This window comes from Solwaraspora sp. WMMA2080 (assembly GCF_027497395.1).
GTDB lineage: Bacteria > Actinomycetota > Actinomycetes > Mycobacteriales > Micromonosporaceae > Micromonospora_E.
Map to the genome: position 1 here is coordinate 2923798 of NZ_CP114910.1, position 18296 is coordinate 2942093.

Consider the following 18296-nt stretch of genomic DNA (forward strand, 5'->3'; position numbering starts at 1 on the left):
AAGGAGTTGACTACCGATGGCCGTACGGTGCACAGCCGAGCGGTGGATCAGAGCCCGTGCGGCAGGGCCCGGTCGGTGTGGCCGAGGCTGAGATCGGGCGCGATGCGGTCCCGTACCAGTCTTTTCAGCTCGGGGATTCCTGGGAAGCCGCTCTCCCCGCGCGACCAGATCGTCTCACCGTCCAGCCTGACCTCGAACACTCCGCCGGTGCCCGGCACCAGCGCCACCTCACCGAGCCGCAGCGCGAATGTGGTGAGCAGCTCCTGAGCCGTCCATGCGGCGCGCAGCATCCAGCGGCACTGCGTGCAGTACTCGATCTCCAACCGTGGCTGTTTGGTAGTGGTCACCAACCGAGTATGCCTGCGCCGGGCACCGGGTCGACAAGGTCGGTGCCGGGCATGTCCGGCAGGGCGCCGTCGGGCGGGCCACCGTACCGGCAAATGCTCTTGCCGGTCTGGCAAACTGGGTGGCATGGACGACGACCTCGACCATGCCCTCGACTCGGTCGGCCCCCGGCTGCGGGCGCTGCGCAAACAGCGCGAGACGACCCTCGCCGAGTTGTCGGCAGTCACCGGCATCTCGGTTAGCACCCTGTCCCGGCTGGAATCCGGCACCCGCCGACCCACCCTGGAGCTGCTGCTACCCCTCGCTCGCGCCCACGGGGTCAGCCTGGACGAACTGGTCGACGCGCCGCCGACCGGCGACCCACGCATCCACCTGCGGCCGGTCAGCCGCTTCGGGATGACCGTTCTTCCGCTCAGCCAGCGGGCCGGCGGTATCCAGGCGTACAAGCTGATCATCCCGACACGCAGCCCACGCCGCGAGCCTGAGCTGAAGACCCACGAAGGCTACGAATGGCTGTACGTCCTCGACGGGCGGCTGCGTGTCCTGCTCGGTGAGCACGATCTGATCCTGGCTCCCGGCGAGGCGGCGGAGTTCGACACCAGGGTGCCGCACTGGTTCGGCGCGGTCGGTGATGAGCCGGTCGAGTTCCTCAGCCTCTTCGGCCAGCAGGGCGAACGCGCCCACCTGCGGGCCCGCCCCCGGGAGCGAGCGCGGGATCGGGAGCGGACTGGGGAACGGGCCAGGGAGGGTGGCAGGCCCTGAACCGCGTACGCACCTGGGAACGCTCGGCCGGCTGCTGCTCGCCCGCCGCCGACCCGACCCGGTGGTACCCGTCACCGAGTAAGACATTAGCTCGCGTACGCGCCGAGCAGTTGCAGCCGTTCAGCGTCGGCGCTGCCCGGCGCGGCGGTGTAGACGATCAGGATCGGGCCGGAGCGTCCTGGCGGGGTGAAGGCGTCCCAGTCCAGCCGCAGGTCACCGACCAGTGGATGCGGGAACGTCTTGCTGCCGCTGACCGACTCACGCACCTCGTGGCGGGCCCAGAGCTGGCGGAACTCCTCGCTGCGGATGCTGAGCGTGCCGACGATCTCCCGGGCGCGTGGGTGCTCCGGGTCAGCGGCGACCGCCGCCCGCAGGAAGCCCAGATAGTCCAGCACCGTCTCCTCCCAGCCGGGACAGCGGCCGTGCGCCTGCGCATGGTCGAACATGTCGATCAGCGCGTTGGCCGGCCCGATACCCGGGTAGAGGGCGGCAGCCATGGCGTTCCAGGCCAGCAGGTCCAGGTGCCGGCTGACCACCACGGCCGGGGTGTGCAGGCTGTGCAGCAGCCGGCAGGTGCTCTCCGGAACGGTCTCGCGGGCACGCCGTCGTGGTTTCGGTGGCTGCTGTGCCCGGCGGGCCAGGGCGCGCAGGTGGCGGGTCTCCTCGGCGTTGAGCGCGAGCGCGCGGGCGATGCCGGTCAGTACGTCGTCGGAGGGGCGCACGTCGCGGCCCTGCTCCAGCCGCTGGTAGTAGTCGGTGCTCACCCCGGCGAGCAGCGCCAGCTCCTCACGGCGCAGGCCGGCGACCCGCCGACGCGGGCCGGGTGCCAGCCCGATCTCCTCGGGCCGCAGCCGGGAGCGGCGGTTTCGGAGGAAGTCGGCCAGCTCGCGGGCGTAGACCGTGCTCGTCACACTGTCGAGTGTGCCGGTCGACGCACCCCGCAGGGTAGGTCCCGTGGTCCCAGGTTGGCCAGGTCTCTCCGACGGTGCGTCCAGCTACCTAGCGTCGACGGTCATGCAGGACATGCGGAACTGGACCGAAGAGCAGATCCCCGACCAGCACGGTCGGCGCGCGGTGGTGACCGGCGCGAACTCCGGCGTGGGGCGGGTCACCGCGCTGGAGCTGGCCCGGCACGGGGCCGCCGTGGTGCTGGCGGTACGCAACGTGGCGGTCGGCGAGGAAGCGGCCGCCACGATCCGGCGCGAGGTGCCGGGTGCCGACGTCGAGGTACGCCGACTGGACCTGGCGTCACTCGCGTCGATCCGGGCCTTCGCCGCCGACCTCACCGGTGGCCTCGACCTGCTGGTCAACAACGCCGGGCTGGTGCTGACCGGCCCGCGACCGCCGCTGACCGTGGACGGGTTCGACCTGCAGATGGGCACCAACGCACTCGGGCCGTACGCGCTGACCGGGCTGCTGCTGGACCGGCTGACCGCCGGCAAGGAACCCAGGGTGGTCACCGTGTCGTCGATCGTCCACAGATGGCGCAATCTCGACCTGAATGACCTGACGTTGGAGCGGTCCTACAACGGAAACCGGGCGTACGCGTTGTCGAAGCTGGTCGGCACCATCCTCGGCCTGGAGCTGGACCGGCGGCTGCGAGCCACCGGGTCGCCGGTGGTCAGCGTGCTCGCCCACCCCGGCATGACCCGCACCAACCTCACCCCGCGCGCGATGGCCGACCGGGGCCGGCTGATGCGCGCCGCCAGCCGACTCATGTCACTGGTCGTCAGCCCGGTCGAGGCCGGGGCCCGACCCCAGCTGTACGCGGCGACCGCTCCCGGCGTACGGGGTGGGCAGTTCCTCGGGCCGCGCGGGTTCCAGGAGATCCGTGGCCCGGTCACCGAGGTGCGGGCCAGCCCCCAGGCCCGCGACCTGGGCAACGGCCGGCGGATGTGGGCCGAGGCGGCCCGGCTCACCGGCGTCGCGTACCTCTGACGCGGCCCGGCGCACCGGCGGTGCGCACGTTCGCGACGGCGCCGCCGGCCGGGACGCCGGTGCCGGCAGACGCAGCTCACCGCACGGGCCGGTCGGTCGACTCAGTCCAGGTCGAGCAGGTCCCTGATGTCGGCGGCGGACAGTTGCGCGGAGGCGAACTCGCCCCCGTCCAGCACGCTGCTGAACAGCTCGGCCTTGCGCTGCTTCAACGCCATGACCTTCTCTTCGATGGTGTCCTTGGCGACCATCCGGTAGACCATGACGTTCGACGTCTGACCGATCCGGTGGACGCGGTCGACGGCCTGGGCCTCGGTCGCCGGGTTCCACCACGGGTCGAGCAGGATGCAGTAGTCGGCCTCGGTCAGGTTGAGGCCGAACCCGCCCGCCTTGAGGCTGATCAGGAAGACGTCGGCGTCGCCACGCTTGAACTCGGCGATCACGGCGGCCCGGTTGGTCGTCGACCCGTCGAGGTAGCCGCACCGGACGCCGGCGCCGACGAGCCGGTCACGCGCCGCGCCGAGGAACCGGGTGAACTGACTGAACACCAGCGTACGGTGGCCTTCGGCGACCAGGTTGGTGATCTGGTCGGCCAGCACGTCCAGTTTGGTCGACGGAACACCCTCGTGTCTCGGGTCGACCAGGGCGACGTCGAGACTGGCCTGGCGCAGCAACGTCAACGACCGGAAGATCTCGAACCGGTTCTTCTCCAGGTCCCCGAGCAGGCCGAGGACCTTCTGCCGTTCCCGCTGCAGATAGGCCTGGTAGATCCGGCGATGTTTGCGGTCGAGGTCGAGCTCCAGCACCTGTTCCTGCTTTTCCGGCAGGTCGGCGGCGACGTCGGCCTTGCGGCGACGCAACATCAGCGGCCGGATGCGGCGGCGCAGCTGGGCGAGCCGGTCACCGTCGCGGTCCCGCTCGATCGGCCCGCGGTAGTAGTCGGTGAACCGGTCCAGCCGGGGGAACAACCCGGGGGCGGTGATCGAGCAGAGCGCCCAGAGTTCGAGCAGGTTGTTCTCCATCGGCGTACCGGTGATGGCCAGCTTGAACGGCGCGGTCAGCTGCTTGGCGCAGCGGTGGCTCTGCGACTGGTGGTTCTTGACGAACTGGGCCTCGTCGAGGATCAACCCGGCCCAGTCGAGCGCCTGGTAGTCGTCGAACTCCAGCCGCAGCAGCGTGTACGAGGTGACGACGATGTCTGCCCCGGTGGCCGCCTCGGCGAGAGCCACGCCGCGCCGTGCCGAGGTCTGGGTGACCGCCCGTACGGTCAGGTCCGGGGTGAACCGCGCGGCCTCGGCGACCCAGTTGTGGATGACGCTGGCGGGGGCGACGACGAGGAACGGTACGTCGGCGCGGGCGTGCCGGATCAGGGCCAGCGTCTGCAGGGTCTTACCGAGACCCATGTCATCGGCGAGGATGCCGCCGAGCTGGTGCTCCCGCAGGGCGGCGAGCCAGCGGAACCCGTCGAGCTGGTACGGGCGCAGCTCCGCCCGTACCTGCGAGGGAACCTGGTGGTCGACGGCGGCGCCGGCGGTGGCCAGCTCGCGGACCGCGCGCTGCCAGGCGGCGGCCTGGCCGGTGATCTCCCCCAGTTCGGCCAGTTCGGCCCAGAGGCCGGCCTGGAACCGGCCGACGCGCAGCACGCCCGGCGGCCGGTCCTCCAGTGCCCGCGATTCGTCGATCAGCTCGCGGAGCTGGGCGAACTCGGGGCGGTCGAGGCTGAAGTACGTGCCGCTGGGCAGGATGAGGTACTGCCGGTCCTGCGCCAGCGCGGTGAACAGCTGATCGAAGATGACCTGTTCGCCGCCGACGCTGACCTGCACTGACAGGTCGAACCAGTCGTGTTCGCCGGGATGGTCGGTGCCGGCGAACCGAATGACCGGCGTCTCGTCGGATTCCCGGTAGTCCGGTACAGGCTCCGCTGCCGATTCGACCACCTCGACGCCGTCGAGGTCGGCGAGCCGGGGCAGGACCTCGCTGAGGAACCGGATCATGGCGTCGCCGGTGAGCGTGGTCAGGGCGGCGAGTCGCGGGCCGTTCGGAGTCGACTCGATCGCCTCCGGTACCGCTTTGGCCGTCGCCTCGGTGACCTGGTCGACGACGGCGTCACGGGGGTCGGCGTGCCCACGTGAGTCGGCGTGCCCGCGCGGACCGGTGGCCCACAGCGGCTCGGTCTGCCGGTGCGCGCCGACCGCGCGGACCCACTGCCAGTGGATCGACAACGCCTGTCCCGGCATCGGTGTCATGGCCAGGGTCAGGGTGGGAGGCAGCACCGGTGGCAGGTGCACCGCCGGTCCGGCGGCGACGACCTCGACCTGTTTGAGCAGCTCCGGGTAGAACCGTTCGAGAAACCGTGCCTCGTCGGCCGCCGGGACGCGGATCGCGGGACCGGCCAGGGCCTTCGCCGCCGCCGCCGACACCGCGCCGGACAGGGGCGCCAGCCGCAGCACCCGGTCCCGGGGCTGCGGCTCGACGCCGCCGCGCTCGGCCCACCAGGCGATCCCGTGCGCCGGTCGGCCGACGAAGACAGAGAACTCGGCGGCGACGGGTACGCCGTCGGCCAGCAGCACCGGCTGCACGATCAGGTCGTCGTCGGCGCGGTCGACCTGCACCGACAGCCGGGCCGGCTGCCGGCCGACGACCACCGGCCGGCCGTACTTGCCGGGCTGGACCAGCGGCAGCCCGGCGTCGTCGGCCTCGGCCAGCAGGTCCCAGATCCGCCGACTCGCGAACGCGTCCAGGAAGATCGTCGTCGGGTGGCTGTAGTAGCCGTACCGGTCCTCGTCCAACCTCGATAGCGTGAGGATCTCGCCGAGCAACTGGCGGTGCCGTTGGGATTCGGGCGACCGGCCATAGCCGGCATACTGCACGTTCGACCAGCTGATGCCGGAGCGGACCCAGCCGGTCTGGCCGGGTACGACCGGACGCAACGCGATGCGTCCGGCGGGCCCGCCGGCGCCGGCCGCGCCCGGTTTGACCAGCTCGAACTGCAGGCCGACGGTGGCCCGGGCCGGCGCGGCGGTGACGACCGGGGCGACGTCGGAGACCAGCGCCGACAGGCTCTTCTCCCAGTCCGCCGTCGGCGCGTCCGGTGCCTGCCGCTGCTGCGGGACCGTCGGCGCGGCACCGACGACGGCCTGCAGCACCAGCGCGTACGGGTGGCCGCAGGACCTCTCGCCGCAGGAGCAGGCACCGTCGACCGTGGCGACGAGGCCGTCGGGGTCGGTGGTGACCGCCGCCGTCACGGTGCCCCCGCGACCAGGGTCCAGTCGGCCCTGGGCGTGCCCGGTCGTCGGATCCCAGCGGGCGTCGGTCAACTCGCCGTCCGCGAGTTGCGCACGGGCGCGCAGGAACGCCCGTACGCCGACGATCTCGCACAGCGCCGCTTCTTCGACGGTGAGTTCCAGCTTCGCCACTGTTCGTCGTCTCCCGGATAGGCCGCGTCGCGACGTAGGTTAGCCGGGTGTCAGCGCAACGATTGATCGCCGGTCCCGGTGACGCGCCGTGACCCGTACCGATTCGGCAGCCCGGGTGATGTCCGCCCCGGTCGCGCGCGTCTACGCCGCCCTGGTCGACCCGGAGGCACTCGCCGCATGGCTGCCGCCGCAGGGGATGACCGGCCGGTTCGAACGGTTCGACGCCCGGCCCGGTGGCGGCTACCGGCTGGTCCTGACCTACGCCGACGCGACGACCGGACCGGGCAAGGCCACCGCCGACTCCGACATCGTCGAGGCCCGCTTCGTCGACCTCGTCCCGGGCGTACGGGTCGTGCAGGCCGTCGACTTCGTCGCCGACGATCCGGCGTACGCCGGCACGATGACCATGACCTGGGAGGTGTCGGCGGTCGACGGCGGCACCCGGGTGGACATCCGCGCCGACGACGTACCGGCCGGCATCAGCGCGGCGGACCACGCCGCCGGCCTCGCCTCCTCGCTGGCGAACCTCGCCACGTACGTCGAGCGGTAGCCTCCACCCACTGCGCCGGCCAACCGAGGCCGGTCACGCCCAATGGCCAGGAGACAGCAGTGGCGTCGCCTCGATCGGCTGCAGCCCGTCGTCCAAGCCACGGAGGCGCTGGTAGATGTCACGCATGGCGGCTCGGTCCGGAATGTGTTGCGTGCCGGCCGCCCGCTGCAGCACCGTCAGCGTGCTGACCAGTCGGATCGACCCGACTGGCTGACCGGCGGCATGGAGTTGTCGCAACCGACCGATTTCAGCGGCTGCGATCCGGGCTCCCGCTCCGTCGTCGATGAGCACGGACATCGCTGCGCCCGCTTCTGCTGCGACGACAGCGTGCGCCACCACCATGATTTCGCCCAGATCTTTCGGCTGTTGCATCCGTTTCTGCATCGGTTGCTGGGTCATCCGGCGTACGGCCACCGCAAGTTCTGGCGTTTCATCGTCAGACAGCACCTGGATCCACCGTGGCGTCAGTTTGCGCCACACACTGCCTGCCGTACGGAATCGTGGGTCCGCCCGCGCCTTGCGCAGCACCTCGTCCTGCACCGTCTCCGGGGCACTCAACGGCCCGAGGACACCGATGAGGAGCCGTTCCTTGTTGATCGACAGGAAGTTCAGACCAGGGCCTGCATCGATGATCGGCCGTGGGCTCATTGCTTCCCTGTCTCCGTGGCCCACTCCTCACCGTCGCCCGCGTCGCGGAGATAGTCGTCGAGCTCCGTCACATCGACTCCGACATCCGGCAGGTCCGCCGGATCAGCCCAGACCGTCTGCTGGGCCGCCGGTCCGATCCCAGCCTCGGCCAGTTCCGCTTCGGCTGCTTCGAGGGCGACGCCGCGCAGGTTGGCGATGACCTGGGCGGAGAGCACACCTGCCGCGTAGCCCTCGATTGCGCGGGACAGTAGTCGTTGTGGCGCCCGCCGTCGGTTCGAGTCAGCCTGCAGCGCGTTGTACTGGTCGATCCATCCGAAGCGGACAGCGAGTTGGGGGGTCGTCACTCCCATCCACTCCGCTTTCCTGCCCGCGTCGATGTATCCGGCCTGCTCCAAGGCGATGGCGGCGACGGCTGGAGACACCAGGTAGCGCTGGACGACGGCAGACAGCACGGACCGATCAGTCACCCGCAGGTCCGCGAGGAACTGCCGCAGACCGTCCAGCGGCAGCAGCAGGTGCCGGGCGAAAGCATCGGCCCGGACCTCGACCGGTGACCGCTGGCCGCAGCTGCCGGCACCGTCTGCCGCCCAGTCACCGAACTGCACGTGGCCGAGCTCGTGGGCGAGCGTGCTGCGCTGCCGCATCGGGTGCCGGGTCCGGGCGACGCCGATGAACACAGTGCCGTGGGCCGGGTCACACATGGTCAGACCGTGTTCGTCGGGTCCAGCGTCAAGGACCGCCACATCGACGCCGGTGGCCTGTTCAATGACTGCGACGAGATCACCCAGCGGCTGAATCCCGAGGTGGTGCTCCAGGCGGAAACGGCTGGCCGCCGCGCGTCCCTGTGCTTCAGGTGTCACGCCCGGAACCGATGTCGCTGACGGCCGGGATGGCATATTGGTGAAGATAGTCATCGAGTTCCAGAAACCCTAGTAGTGCCTGCCTCATCCCTTCCATGTCCGAACCACCGGTCGCCCTGGCCGCGAACTGGACGCGGTCCGCCACCGCCACCGCCCCGGTGAGTTGAGCGACGGTGTGTCCGGTGGCCCAGGCAATAGTGACGATCTCGGGCATCTTGGCCACCCGGTCGCCGGAGATGATGCGCGACAGGGTCGACTGCGAGACGCCTGAACGTTCGGCGAGAGCTCGCTGACTCAGACCAGCGGCGATCCGGGCACGCTCGATCCGGGCACCAGTACTCATTGCCGCCGCCCCTCCCGACTTGAATCACTTTCTCGTATGATGATTCAGTCTACCTCCCCCAGGGCCTTCTGTCTCGCACTGCCGGCGCCCAGCAGCCAGAGCCACCGCAACGACGCGGGCGCCTGGCTTGACCTCAAGTTCGATCGAAGTTGCAGACTGCGGAACATGGTGGACGGAGTGCTTGACGAGGCGTACGAACGGATTCTGGCGACCGGGCCGGAGCGCGACGGCTGGCTGTCTAACCACGCGCCGATGGCCGCCGAGGCGCTGGCCCGGCATGGGCGCGGCGACGTCGTCCACAAGTGGTTGGACGGGTACGCCGACCGACTCGAACCTCGACCCCGAGGTGTCAGCCCGATCGCGGCGCAGCAGTGGCGCGACCCGCTCGGTGACCCGGTCCGCACCGGCGACTGGCTCGACTACTTCGAGCGGGAGCTGGCCCTCGCCCCCTGGCGGGAGGTGCTGACCCGATGGTGGCCCCGGCTGCTGCCGGGGATCGCCGCCGGCGCCACGCACGGGGTGATCCGGGTCGGCCATGCCGTCCGGGCGCTGATCGACGCCGAAACCGCACCCCGGGTCGCCGAACTGGGCCACGGGCTCGCCTACTGGGCCGCCCGCTGGCAACCACTCGCCCCGCCCGGCAGGGGCGCCTACCCGACGTCGGACCCCCGGACAGCGCTCGACGCCGTACCGAGGGTGCCGGACCAGCGGTACGGTATCCGGGCGCGACTGGCACAGCTCGCCGATCTGCCCGACTGGCCCGCAACAGCAGGCGCGGTGCCCGACCTACCGGCCGCTTCGGGCGCGGAGCCGGGCAGCGCGGCCGGGTCGGCTCCCGACCGACTGGCGGCGATCGTCGCCGCCGCCGTCGCCCGGCACGCCACCCACGGGTACGCCAACCCGGTCATGCTGGTGCACGCGGCCACCGCGCCGAACGCCGTCCTGCGCGCCCTGCCAGCGCTGCCCGAACGGCTCTGGGAGCCGAGCCTCGCCGCGGCCTGGGCCGCGACAGCAGCGGTGACCGCTGCCTACTCCCCCGCCGAACCCCGGCCAGTGCCTGACCCGGCCGGCGACACCGTGAGCTGTACGGACTCAGTACACGACGCGGAGCAGGCAGCCGAGCTGTTCGAGGTCGCTGCCCGCACCACCGATCCGCACGCGATCAAGTTCGCGGACACCGCTCTGGACGTGTACGCCGCCACCGGTGACCCGACCACGCTCCGCAGAGCCCGACACTGCGTCCACCTGGTCGCGACCGACAGCTGACCCGCCAACCAAGTATCCAGGAGCATCACCAGGGCGTGGCCATCTTGAGTCTGAACTACTCGGCTCGCCGACGATCGCCGGGCTGCAGCACGCAGTGGTGGGAGACTTGTGACAGCATCCGTAAGGAGGTGAGTCTGCCAATGAGCGTTGCCGCACTTGATCACCCCGAGCCGTGGACCGAGTCCGAGTACTTCGCGCTCGGGGAGACCCGAAACCGGATCGAGTTGATCGACGGAGGACTGTGGGTGAGCCCCGCACCGAACAGGCCATATCAGGACATCTCGTTCCTCCTCCTGACCGCGATCCGGCCGGCCGCGCGGTCGGCGGGTATGCGCGCGCACGAGGCGGTGAACGTACGACTGGCCGCCAACCGGATCGTGATCCCGGACCTGGTGGTGGCAAAGGTCGGGCGGCTCGGTGGCGTCGCCGACGCACACGAGGTCGTCCTGGCCGGCGAGATCACCTCGCCGAGCAGTGTCGCCACCGACCGCGTACAGAAGATGCAGTTCTACGCGGCCGCGCGAATCGGCTGGTACCTGCTCGTCGAGCCCGACATGGTCGAGTACGAATCACTCACGCTGCGGCTGTTCCGGCTGGAGGGCGAGCACTACGTCGAACATTCGGTCGCCGCAGACGGACAGCGGCTGACCTCCGACCTTCCGTTCCCGATCGACATCACGACCGACGCCCTGCTCGACTTCTAGCATCCTCGCGATTCTCGTCTCAACGGAACACCGGGGCGGCGCCGCGGTGACGCCAGAAGCAGTTTCCGGATGCCGCCGGCTGGAGACCAGCTCAGCTCCCGCCGGCTCGGGATGGAAACCTTCCTACCTGGAGTGACGGAGCTGGTCGTGGTGCCGATGGCAGTCGACATGGCGGCGACGATCCACAACCTGGTCCGCCGGGTGCTGACCCGGCGACCGCTCGCCGACGTGAGGTGACCGAGGTGGAGGGTGGTCGAGTTCAACCACCACCGCCGGGAATCGGGGCGCCGTCACCCACTCCCGGCCGGAGCTGTCGAGACCGAGGCGTCAACCGCGAGCTGAAACATCATCGAGTGATTGACAGATGTAATTGTCTGGCGCAGCATGTCGGAGTGGGACACAGGCATTTTCTCGGCGTCGCGCTCGCCGTCGCGTTGGTGATCTCCGGGCCGGTGCCGGCACAGGCAAGCGCGCCGGTGACCCCGCCCGGTGCTCCACAAGCCGCCGGCACACAGTTCCTCTCCGCCACCACCGTCGACCTGGCGTGGATGCCGGCCGCCGCAGGGACCAACCCAATCGCGGTATATGAGGTCTACGCCCGCCGGCTGGGCTGGATCTACCCGGACGAATTGGTCGCCACCACGACCAGCTCGTGGGTCTTCGTGCCGATCGGAGGGTTGCGCCCGGCTACGAACTACGACCTGTTCGTACGCGCACGGGACACCAGTGGCCTCCGTGGGCCCGCCTCGGCCCCAGTGAACATCACGACCCTGCCGAGCGAGATCGTTCCCGGCCCGCCGGTGGCGACCGACGTCACCGCCACCACCGCCACGGTCTCCTGGCAACCACCGGCGGTCGCCGTCGAACGGATCGCCGGTTACGACCTGATCGTCCCACCCGCCACCCCGACCCAGCCGATCCAGATCCGGGCGAGGACCGACCCGTCGACGACCAGCGTCCAGCTCGTCGGGCTCAGGCCGGGCACGAGCTACGTTTTCCTCGTCGTCGTCCGATACACCGGCGGCACGCCGCGTTCGGCCCCGTCGGCACGGGGCGCCTTCACCACCGTCCCGTCGGTGCCGCCGTCCCCGCCGTCCGACCTGACCGTCACCGCGCTCAGCCCGACCTCTGCGACGGTGTCGTGGACGGCCTCGACGCCGGGCGACTTCCCGATCTCTCGGTACTACCCGTACGTCAACGGCGTCGGCCTCGGAATCCCGAACCCCGGGCCGGACGTACGGACCGTCACGTTCGCCGTTTCCCCAGGCGGGACATACGAGGTCTACGTACGGGCGGTCGACCAGGCTGGCATAACGTCCGCCCCCTCCGAAACAGTGACCTTCACCGCCCCCAGCCATGATCGAACATCACCCGGTCGTTGGTGATGTATCGAAGCTGAGGCAGATATCCGCAGGTGCGCCCGGTACTGACGGCGCCTCGGACCGGTGCCAGTGCGGTCCGACCGCGTCGGTCGCCACCCGCTGCCAGAACAGCTGTGCTCCAGGGTTGTACGCCTGGAAGGCGATCCGCCACCGGCCCGGCCATTCGGCAATGACCCGGCCGGCGGCCACACGTCCCACGCCGGTCCGCCGCAACGGCCGGACCACGAAGAAGTCATTGATCGAGGCGATCTGATCCACCCGGCCCGCCATGACGAATCCGCCAAGCCCTCCCGCCACTGTGATCAGCCACGCCCGAGTGTCCGGATCCGCGCCGGCCAGAAAGCGATCGAGACGGCGATTGTTGTAGGTGCCGTCCGCGTTCGGCAGGTGACGGTACGCTTCGGCGAGGTCGTACCGGTACAGCTGCCCCAGGTTGCCGAGCACCGCACGGTGCGACCGGTCGACCGGCGTCAGGCCGATCGGCGTCGACGGAAGCTCCGGCGGGTGCACGCCGGCCCCGGTGGTCAGCGTACGGCTGACGGGGTGTGGGCGACGAAGGCGGACCAGGCGGCCGGCGCGAAGGCCAACGTGCCACCGGCCCGGTCCTTCGAATCGCGCACCAGCACCCGGCCCGGCAGGTTGTCGGCGACCTCCACGCAGTCGCCGCCGTTCGAGCTGCTGCGGCTCGACTTGCGCCAGATCGGCTCACTCGTTTTCATCGATCATCCTCACGTTCAGATCGCGGTGCGGCCCCGGAGAGCTGGGCCCGGATCCGAGCCTGCCAGGCGCTGAACCGGTCACGCAATGCGGCCACATCGTTGGCGTCGAGCCCGTAGTCGATGAAGTCCTGGTCATCGAACCGTGCGATCGAGCCGAGCATCTGTGCGAAGAGCTGCTGGTCGAAGCCAGCATCTGCGGCTGTCGCAAGTGCGCAGAGCTCGTCATGGGTGTACCGGCCACGTGTTACGGCAGCGTCGATGTCGAGGAAGTCGCGTGCTGCCGCGCGGTTGTAGAGCGCGTCCATCTTGCCTGCCATCACATCGTCAGGGTGGAGCACCGGGCCGATCTGCATCTCAACGGGCGGTTGCGCGCGCCAGTTCGCGACAAGTTCGACGCGGTGCTGCTCGCCCGGGGCATCGCCGTGACTGATGTGCAGTCGAGCGAAAGTGTCCAGCCGAAGATCGACGGTGACGTTGAATCCTTCGGCTTCGTAGGCAGCGATGAGGACGTCAACAGCTTGGGGAAAGTCGGCGCGACGCTGCCAGTCGGAAAAGAGATCGACGTCTTCACTCGGCCGATCGAGGATCCCATGCGCTGCCACCGCATGGCCGCCGGCCAACGCGAAGCCGAAGGGTCCGCCCGCTCGCAGACCGATTTCAGCCAGTTGTCGATGGAGTGGGTGAGTCTCGTGCGGCACTACGCGGCGGCCTGCCGCGCATGCGCGAGAACCTGGTGCTTGGACTCCCACACCTGCCGGACCTGTGGAGGCAGGACCAGCGTAGGCCAGATGCGGACCAGCGTCGGGCCGTCCAGCCATTGAATAAGGTCATCCACTGTCGTCGCTTCGCGGAGCACTGTCTCGTACATGCTGGCGAGCCTGCGAGGGTTGGCCAGGTCGTACTGCGCCCGCCCCGACCAGTCCAGACTTCTACTCAACGTGACCTGCCCACTGACCGGGCCATGGAGATCGTCCAGGTTCTCGCTGACCACGTACGGACGCTGGTCGGCGTAACGCGACCCGCTTGGTGCGCCACGCCCCGCCCTGCCGAACTCGTCCACGTCCCAGTCCCCGATCCTGGCCAACACATCGTCAACTACCACGAATCATAACGACGGCGGGCTCGGCTCACCGCCAGCGCGCCGTCAGCCCACGCTGCCACACCAGCATTGTCCCGCCACCGGTCACTCGATGGTGTCCGACCGGCTCGCCCGCTGATGAGATGGGGGCGAGCCGGTCGGCTGAGCGCACATGCCCGAGGGCGGGTGGGGCGGCGTTGGGGGTGGGTCAGCGTACGGCTGACGGGGTGTGGGCGACGAAGGCGGACCAGGCAGCCGGCGCGAAGGCCAACGTGCCACCAGCCCGGTCCTTCGAATCCCGCACCAGCACCCGGCCCGGCAGATTGTCGGCGACCTCCACACAGTTGCCGCCGTTCGGGCTGCTGCGGCTCGACTTGCGCCAGATCGGCTCACTCGCGTTCATCGATCATCCTTAGCATCAGGTCGCGGCTCTGGCTGACGGTGAGCGCCAGTCCCGACACAGCATCCCACGACTGTTCCAGGTCGAGCACGTCCTGAGCCTCGGTGACGATCCGACCACCGAGATGGTCGTCGAGGTAGCCGATCCGCCGGGCGTTGGAGAGGCAGGCGACGACGAACGCGCCGGCCAGCCCGACGTGCATGCCGACGTCGGCGGGGAGCACCCGGATCTGCACATCCGAGCGGTGGCCGATGTCGACCAGGTGCTCCAACTGATCCTTCATGAAGGCACCGGTCACGCGCAGCGCCGCCTCGGCGATGATCGCGGTGAACTGGATGTCCTCGTCGCGGGCCAGCGTGGCCGACTGGCGTTCCAGTCGAACGGCGAGCGCCTCGTCGAGCCGCCGTCGGGTGCGGGTGCCGACGGCGAGGACGGCGCGGGCGTACGCCTCGGTCTGCAGCAGCCCCGGGATCACCAGCGGCTCGAACGAGCGCAGCACCAGCGCGCGGCGCTCACTTTCCAGCCAGGAGCGCAGCCACAGGGCCTGCGCGTCCTCCCGGGCGGTCCGGGACAGCCGCTGGATCTGGTCGCCAGTCTCGTAGATGCGGTCGAGGTCGACGGCGGTGTCCGGCAACCGGATCGACTTGCCGGTCTCGAACGCGCCGATCAGGGAATTGCTGACCCGGATGGCCTCACCCACCTGGGCCTGGGTCAGGTTGCGCTTGAGGCGCTCACTGCGCAACAGATCCTGAAGTTCGCTCATCTCCTGGCCTCCATTGGAATCCATTGGTACGCGCTGGAATGACTGACGCACGGCAATCGGTGGACTCAGTATTCCGTGTCGGGGTCGCACAGTCCAGGGTGGAAATCACCACAGGCGCTTCGACGACGGCAAGGGAGATCACGTGTTACGCAACGACGGGATCGGCGGCACACCCCGCCTCGCCCGCTACACCTCGATCGGCACCCCGCCCGGCGGGAAAAGGGATCATGATCCGACGCCGAATCGCCCGCCGCTGCCGGACAGCGTCCACCTGTCAGTGGATCATCCAGTGGTACGGCGAGCCCGGGAGATCGTCAGCACCCACCTGCCGAGTCGGCTCGCCGAATGCCGAGTGTGCAATTCCGCCGCGCTCTGCGAGCCGTTCACGAAGGCACTCGCGGTGCTGCGCCGGCACGATCCGGGAAAGGCCCGACGGGTGATGGCCGTACTCTATTTCGCCGGCCTGTGGCCTCCGATGACCCCCGACGACGAAGCCGATGGGAATGGGGGTGGTGACGATGTCGCGTGACGAACTGCTCCGTGTCGGCGACACGCTGCGCCTGGGCAAGGCCGACTGGGTGTACGCCGACCGTTCGATGATCGTCCGGGTCGCCGACATCCGCTACCGGAATGCGGGCCAGTGCTCCGGCCTTCAGGCCGGGGGTGAAGGCCCGCGCTGGGAGGGCCGTCAGGGCCCGAGCAGTGCTCTAACCTGGCCGGTTCTGCTGCTCGATGTACTGCGTCACGATGCTCAGTGGCGCGCCGCCGACGGAGCCGGCGAAGTACGAGCCCGACCAGAGCTTGTTGGCCCGGTGGTAGTGGCGGGCGAGGTCGGGGAACTCCTGCCGCGGGTGGCGCGACGGGACGCCCTTGAGTGAGTTGACCAGGCGGGAAACGGCGACTTTGGGTGGGTGGTCGACCAGCAGGTGGACGTGGTTGTCCTCGCCGTTGAACTCGACCAGCTCGGCCTCGAAGTCGCGGCACACGTCCCGCATGATCTGTTCCATCCGGGTCAGGTGCCGGTCGGCGAACACCGGGTGCCGGAACTTCGTCACGAAAACCAAATGAACATGCATCGCGAAGACACAGTGCCTGCCGGTACGGATACCCTCACCTTCTGCCATAGACCAACATGATATCGTGTGGTTCGTGCAGCTCCGGTACCAGTTCCGGGTCTACCCGACACCCGGCCAGCAGATCGCGCTGGCGAAGGCGTTCGGATGCGCCCGGGTGGTGTTCAACGACGGGCTGCGCGCACGGCGGACCGCCCACGAGCAGGGCCTGCCGTACATCTCGGACGCCGAACTGTCCAAGCGGGTCATCACGCGGGCCAAGACGACTCCGGAACGGGCGTGGCTGGGCGAGGTGTCGGCCGTGGTGTTGCAGCAGGCCCTCGCGGACCTCAACACCGCCTACCGCAACTTCTTCCACTCCGTGTCGGGCAGGCGTAAAGGCAGCATGGTGGCACCGCCGAGGTTCCGGTCCCGTAAGGACAACCGGCAGGCGATCCGTTTCACCCGTAACTCCCGGTTCACGGTGCTGGACAACGGTCGTCTGCGGCTGCCGAGGATCGGCGACCTGGCGGTGCGCTGGTCCCGGTCGTTGCCGTCGGACCCGTCGTCCGTGACGGTCATCCGGGACGCCGCCGGGCGGTACTTCGCCTCGTTCGTCGTGCGGACCAGCGAGGACGAGCCGCTGCCCGAGGTGGACGCCGAGGTGGGGATCGATCTGGGGCTGACGCACTTCGCGGTCATGTCGGACGGCACGAAGGTGGCCGCGCCGAGGTTCCTGCGCCGCGCGGCCCGCAAACTCAAACGGCTGCAACAGGCCCTGTCGCGTAAACAGCGGGGCAGCAACCGCCGTGGGAAGGCCGTCGTGAAGGTCGCCAGGGCGCACGCCCGGGTGGCCGACACCCGGCGGGACTGGCAGCACAAGCTGTCCACGACGATCATCCGTGAGAATCAAGCGGTGTACGTCGAGGACCTGTGTGTCGTCGGTCTCGGCCGGACCCGGCTGGCGAAGTCGGTGCACGACGCCGGATGGTCGTCGTTCGTCGCCATGCTGGAGTACAAGGCGGCGAGATACGGGCGTACGTTCGCCCGGGTGGACCGGTGGCTCCCGTCCACCCGGATGTGCTCGGACTGCGGGCGCGTCAACGACAGGATGGCGTTGAACGTGCGGTCGTGGGTGTGTCCGTGTGGCGGTCACCACGACCGGGACGTCAACGCGGCGATCAACATCAAGGCCGCCGGGCAGGCGGACGTCAACGACCGTGGAGCGCGGGTAGGACCGGGACCCGTCCCGGCACCGCGCGGTGAAACGGTAACCCGCCAGAACGCTGCGCGTGTCACGCGCGGCGTGGCTGGAATCGCCGCCGTTTAGGGCGGCGAGGATGTCAAGGGCTCGACCAGGAGCAGTCGCAGGTCGTCGGGCTCATCGGCACCGTCCTCGCCGGTGGCCGGGACGGCCGGATGGTGGCGATCGCCGTCTACAAGAGCGCGCTGACCCGCCCCGGTGTCGTCGAGCGCCCCCGCCCCGTCAACGGCGCCGACCATTACAATGAGCCGCATGAGCGCTGAGGCCGTCGGCATGCACATGCCCGCCGTTGTCACGCTCGACGACGCGGCCGCAATGAACTCCGCCGATCCGAACGGCCACCGCTACGAGACCAGCCCTGAAGGGGTCCTGTCGGTTATGCCCCCACCCGACTCTGCGCACGCGATGACCGCGAGCCGCCTGTTCGCCTGGCTCATCATGGCGGGTTGGCCGGCAGAGCAGGTTCTTCAGGCGGCTGGGGTCCGGATCCCCGGGCCAGACGGCGACGGGGGCAGGATCCCGGACATCAGCGTCTGGCAAAAGCCTCCGCCCAGGAGCGTCTGGTCAGCGGTGACAGACATCGTGCTCGTGATCGAGATCGTCTCGCCCGGTTCGGAAGGCATCGACGCGGTGACAAAAGTCCGCGAGTACGCCTCGGCGGGCATCCCCCAGTACTGGGTGGTCGACCGAGACGGCGCGCAGACCGTCACCCTGCACCGGCTCGCCGCGCACGGCACCTACCAGGAGAGCGCCAAGATGCCCCTGGCCTGGTTGCTGCAGACGTCCCCGGCCGACCATCTCGGCTGAAG

General features: G+C 69.5%; 23 protein-coding genes. 10 read left to right on the forward strand and 13 right to left on the reverse strand.

Annotated elements, in window-relative coordinates; all coding sequences use genetic code 11:
• Positions 1 to 47 precede the first annotated feature (47 nt).
• A complete protein-coding gene (locus O7543_RS13230; protein WP_233605653.1) occupies positions 48 to 347 on the reverse strand; it encodes a SelT/SelW/SelH family protein in 300 nt (99 codons plus the stop codon).
• Between the two features lie 124 nt (positions 348 to 471).
• Between O7543_RS13230 and O7543_RS13235 the strand changes: the two genes are divergently transcribed.
• Positions 472 to 1107: an XRE family transcriptional regulator gene (locus O7543_RS13235; RefSeq protein WP_281553548.1), complete on the forward strand. Its 636-nt coding sequence runs from the start codon at positions 472 to 474 to the stop codon at positions 1105 to 1107.
• 86 nt (positions 1108 to 1193) lie between these two features.
• Here the strand turns inward: O7543_RS13235 and O7543_RS13240 are convergent, their stop codons facing one another.
• Positions 1194 to 2018 (reverse strand): helix-turn-helix transcriptional regulator, encoded by an 825-nt coding sequence (locus O7543_RS13240; protein WP_281553547.1) that lies wholly within the window; start codon positions 2016 to 2018, stop codon positions 1194 to 1196.
• 103 nt (positions 2019 to 2121) lie between these two features.
• Here O7543_RS13240 and O7543_RS13245 point away from each other — a divergent pair, with 103 nt between their 5' ends.
• Positions 2122 to 3045, forward strand: coding sequence for an oxidoreductase (locus tag O7543_RS13245; protein ID WP_348650108.1), 924 nt, complete (start codon positions 2122 to 2124; stop codon positions 3043 to 3045).
• A 101-nt stretch (positions 3046 to 3146) separates the two neighbouring features.
• Here the strand turns inward: O7543_RS13245 and O7543_RS13250 are convergent, their stop codons facing one another.
• The gene (locus O7543_RS13250; protein WP_281567412.1) at positions 3147 to 6458 is read right to left on the reverse strand and encodes an SNF2-related protein; all 3312 of its coding nucleotides are present in this window, start codon (positions 6456 to 6458) and stop codon (positions 3147 to 3149) included.
• Positions 6459 to 6546: 88 nt separating this feature from the next.
• Here O7543_RS13250 and O7543_RS13255 point away from each other — a divergent pair, with 88 nt between their 5' ends.
• On the forward strand, positions 6547 to 7008 hold the full coding sequence (locus O7543_RS13255) for an SRPBCC family protein (RefSeq protein WP_281553545.1): 462 nt from the start codon (positions 6547 to 6549) through the stop codon (positions 7006 to 7008).
• A gap of 33 nt (positions 7009 to 7041) precedes the next feature.
• On the opposite strand, the gene O7543_RS13260 is transcribed toward O7543_RS13255, so the two are convergent.
• Genes O7543_RS13260 through O7543_RS13270 form a run of 3 tightly spaced genes read right to left on the reverse strand, consistent with a single transcriptional unit; the run spans position 7042 to position 8859 of the window.
• Positions 7042 to 7656: a hypothetical protein gene (locus O7543_RS13260; RefSeq protein WP_281553544.1), complete on the reverse strand. Its 615-nt coding sequence runs from the start codon at positions 7654 to 7656 to the stop codon at positions 7042 to 7044.
• Complete coding sequence (locus O7543_RS13265; protein WP_281553543.1) at positions 7653 to 8516, reverse strand: ImmA/IrrE family metallo-endopeptidase; 864 nt, start codon at positions 8514 to 8516, stop codon at positions 7653 to 7655. The genes O7543_RS13260 and O7543_RS13265 overlap by 4 nt, the downstream gene beginning before the upstream one ends.
• On the reverse strand, positions 8506 to 8859 hold the full coding sequence (locus O7543_RS13270; protein ID WP_278174377.1) for a helix-turn-helix transcriptional regulator: 354 nt from the start codon (positions 8857 to 8859) through the stop codon (positions 8506 to 8508). Before O7543_RS13270 ends, O7543_RS13265 begins: the two co-directional genes overlap by 11 nt.
• Positions 8860 to 9024: 165 nt before the next feature.
• Between O7543_RS13270 and O7543_RS13275 the strand changes: the two genes are divergently transcribed.
• The 4 genes from O7543_RS13275 to O7543_RS13290 all read left to right on the forward strand — a co-directional run bounded on the left by O7543_RS13275 (position 9025) and on the right by O7543_RS13290 (position 12214).
• The gene (locus O7543_RS13275; RefSeq protein ID WP_281553542.1) at positions 9025 to 10125 is read left to right on the forward strand and encodes a questin oxidase family protein; all 1101 of its coding nucleotides are present in this window, start codon (positions 9025 to 9027) and stop codon (positions 10123 to 10125) included.
• Positions 10126 to 10265: 140 nt separating this feature from the next.
• A complete protein-coding gene (locus O7543_RS13280) occupies positions 10266 to 10829 on the forward strand; it encodes a Uma2 family endonuclease (RefSeq protein WP_281553541.1) in 564 nt (187 codons plus the stop codon).
• A gap of 69 nt (positions 10830 to 10898) precedes the next feature.
• Positions 10899 to 11066: a hypothetical protein gene (locus tag O7543_RS13285; RefSeq protein WP_281553540.1), complete on the forward strand. Its 168-nt coding sequence runs from the start codon at positions 10899 to 10901 to the stop codon at positions 11064 to 11066.
• Positions 11067 to 11221: 155 nt separating this feature from the next.
• Entirely contained in the window at positions 11222 to 12214 is a 993-nt protein-coding gene (locus O7543_RS13290; RefSeq protein ID WP_281553539.1) for a fibronectin type III domain-containing protein, read from the forward strand.
• On the opposite strand, the gene O7543_RS13295 is transcribed toward O7543_RS13290, so the two are convergent.
• From O7543_RS13295 to O7543_RS13320, 6 genes are all read right to left on the reverse strand, one after another.
• Positions 12197 to 12721, reverse strand: a complete 525-nt coding sequence (locus O7543_RS13295; protein ID WP_281553538.1) for a hypothetical protein — start codon at positions 12719 to 12721, stop codon at positions 12197 to 12199. The genes O7543_RS13290 and O7543_RS13295 overlap by 18 nt on opposite strands.
• A gap of 14 nt (positions 12722 to 12735) precedes the next feature.
• Complete coding sequence (locus tag O7543_RS13300; RefSeq protein WP_281553537.1) at positions 12736 to 12930, reverse strand: DUF397 domain-containing protein; 195 nt, start codon at positions 12928 to 12930, stop codon at positions 12736 to 12738.
• Complete coding sequence (locus O7543_RS13305) at positions 12927 to 13628, reverse strand: nucleotidyl transferase AbiEii/AbiGii toxin family protein (RefSeq protein WP_281553536.1); 702 nt, start codon at positions 13626 to 13628, stop codon at positions 12927 to 12929. Before O7543_RS13305 ends, O7543_RS13300 begins: the two co-directional genes overlap by 4 nt.
• On the reverse strand, positions 13628 to 14032 hold the full coding sequence (locus O7543_RS13310) for a hypothetical protein (protein WP_281553535.1): 405 nt from the start codon (positions 14030 to 14032) through the stop codon (positions 13628 to 13630). The genes O7543_RS13305 and O7543_RS13310 overlap by 1 nt, the downstream gene beginning before the upstream one ends.
• Before the next feature lie 184 nt (positions 14033 to 14216).
• Positions 14217 to 14411, reverse strand: a complete 195-nt coding sequence (locus O7543_RS13315) for a DUF397 domain-containing protein (RefSeq protein ID WP_278167365.1) — start codon at positions 14409 to 14411, stop codon at positions 14217 to 14219.
• Positions 14398 to 15171, reverse strand: coding sequence for a helix-turn-helix transcriptional regulator (locus O7543_RS13320; RefSeq protein ID WP_281553534.1), 774 nt, complete (start codon positions 15169 to 15171; stop codon positions 14398 to 14400). Before O7543_RS13320 ends, O7543_RS13315 begins: the two co-directional genes overlap by 14 nt.
• Before the next feature lie 142 nt (positions 15172 to 15313).
• On the opposite strand from O7543_RS13320, the gene O7543_RS13325 reads away from it, so the two are divergent.
• Positions 15314 to 15700 carry a hypothetical protein gene (locus O7543_RS13325; protein WP_281553533.1) on the forward strand — a complete coding sequence of 129 codons (387 nt, stop codon included), beginning with the start codon at positions 15314 to 15316 and terminating at the stop codon, positions 15698 to 15700.
• A gap of 178 nt (positions 15701 to 15878) precedes the next feature.
• Here the strand turns inward: O7543_RS13325 and tnpA are convergent, their stop codons facing one another.
• Complete coding sequence (gene tnpA, locus O7543_RS13330) at positions 15879 to 16295, reverse strand: IS200/IS605 family transposase (RefSeq protein ID WP_281553532.1); 417 nt, start codon at positions 16293 to 16295, stop codon at positions 15879 to 15881.
• Positions 16296 to 16311: 16 nt separating this feature from the next.
• Between tnpA and O7543_RS13335 the strand changes: the two genes are divergently transcribed.
• Together O7543_RS13335 and O7543_RS13340 are read left to right on the forward strand one after the other, a co-directional pair.
• Positions 16312 to 17553 carry a transposase gene (locus O7543_RS13335; protein ID WP_281567413.1) on the forward strand — a complete coding sequence of 414 codons (1242 nt, stop codon included), beginning with the start codon at positions 16312 to 16314 and terminating at the stop codon, positions 17551 to 17553.
• A gap of 186 nt (positions 17554 to 17739) precedes the next feature.
• Entirely contained in the window at positions 17740 to 18294 is a 555-nt protein-coding gene (locus O7543_RS13340; RefSeq protein ID WP_281553530.1) for a Uma2 family endonuclease, read from the forward strand.
• Positions 18295 to 18296 lie beyond the last annotated feature (2 nt).

Bases quoted from the DNA above. Each gene is read 5' to 3' on its own strand.
- O7543_RS13235 (WP_281553548.1), top strand. From the start codon at position 472: ATGGACGACGACCTCGACCATGCCCTCGACTCGGTCGGCCCCCGGCTG.
- O7543_RS13245 (WP_348650108.1), top strand. From the start codon at position 2,122: ATGCAGGACATGCGGAACTGGACCGAAGAGCAGATCCCCGACCAGCAC.
- O7543_RS13260 (WP_281553544.1), bottom strand. From the start codon at position 7,656: ATGAGCCCACGGCCGATCATCGATGCAGGCCCTGGTCTGAACTTCCTG.
- O7543_RS13270 (WP_278174377.1), bottom strand. From the start codon at position 8,859: ATGAGTACTGGTGCCCGGATCGAGCGTGCCCGGATCGCCGCTGGTCTG.
- O7543_RS13275 (WP_281553542.1), top strand. From the start codon at position 9,025: ATGGTGGACGGAGTGCTTGACGAGGCGTACGAACGGATTCTGGCGACC.
- O7543_RS13280 (WP_281553541.1), top strand. From the start codon at position 10,266: ATGAGCGTTGCCGCACTTGATCACCCCGAGCCGTGGACCGAGTCCGAG.
- O7543_RS13285 (WP_281553540.1), top strand. From the start codon at position 10,899: ATGCCGCCGGCTGGAGACCAGCTCAGCTCCCGCCGGCTCGGGATGGAA.
- O7543_RS13300 (WP_281553537.1), bottom strand. From the start codon at position 12,930: ATGAAAACGAGTGAGCCGATCTGGCGCAAGTCGAGCCGCAGCAGCTCG.
- O7543_RS13315 (WP_278167365.1), bottom strand. From the start codon at position 14,411: ATGAACGCGAGTGAGCCGATCTGGCGCAAGTCGAGCCGCAGCAGCCCG.
- O7543_RS13320 (WP_281553534.1), bottom strand. From the start codon at position 15,171: ATGAGCGAACTTCAGGATCTGTTGCGCAGTGAGCGCCTCAAGCGCAAC.
- tnpA (WP_281553532.1), bottom strand. From the start codon at position 16,295: ATGGCAGAAGGTGAGGGTATCCGTACCGGCAGGCACTGTGTCTTCGCG.
- O7543_RS13340 (WP_281553530.1), top strand. From the start codon at position 17,740: ATGAGCGCTGAGGCCGTCGGCATGCACATGCCCGCCGTTGTCACGCTC.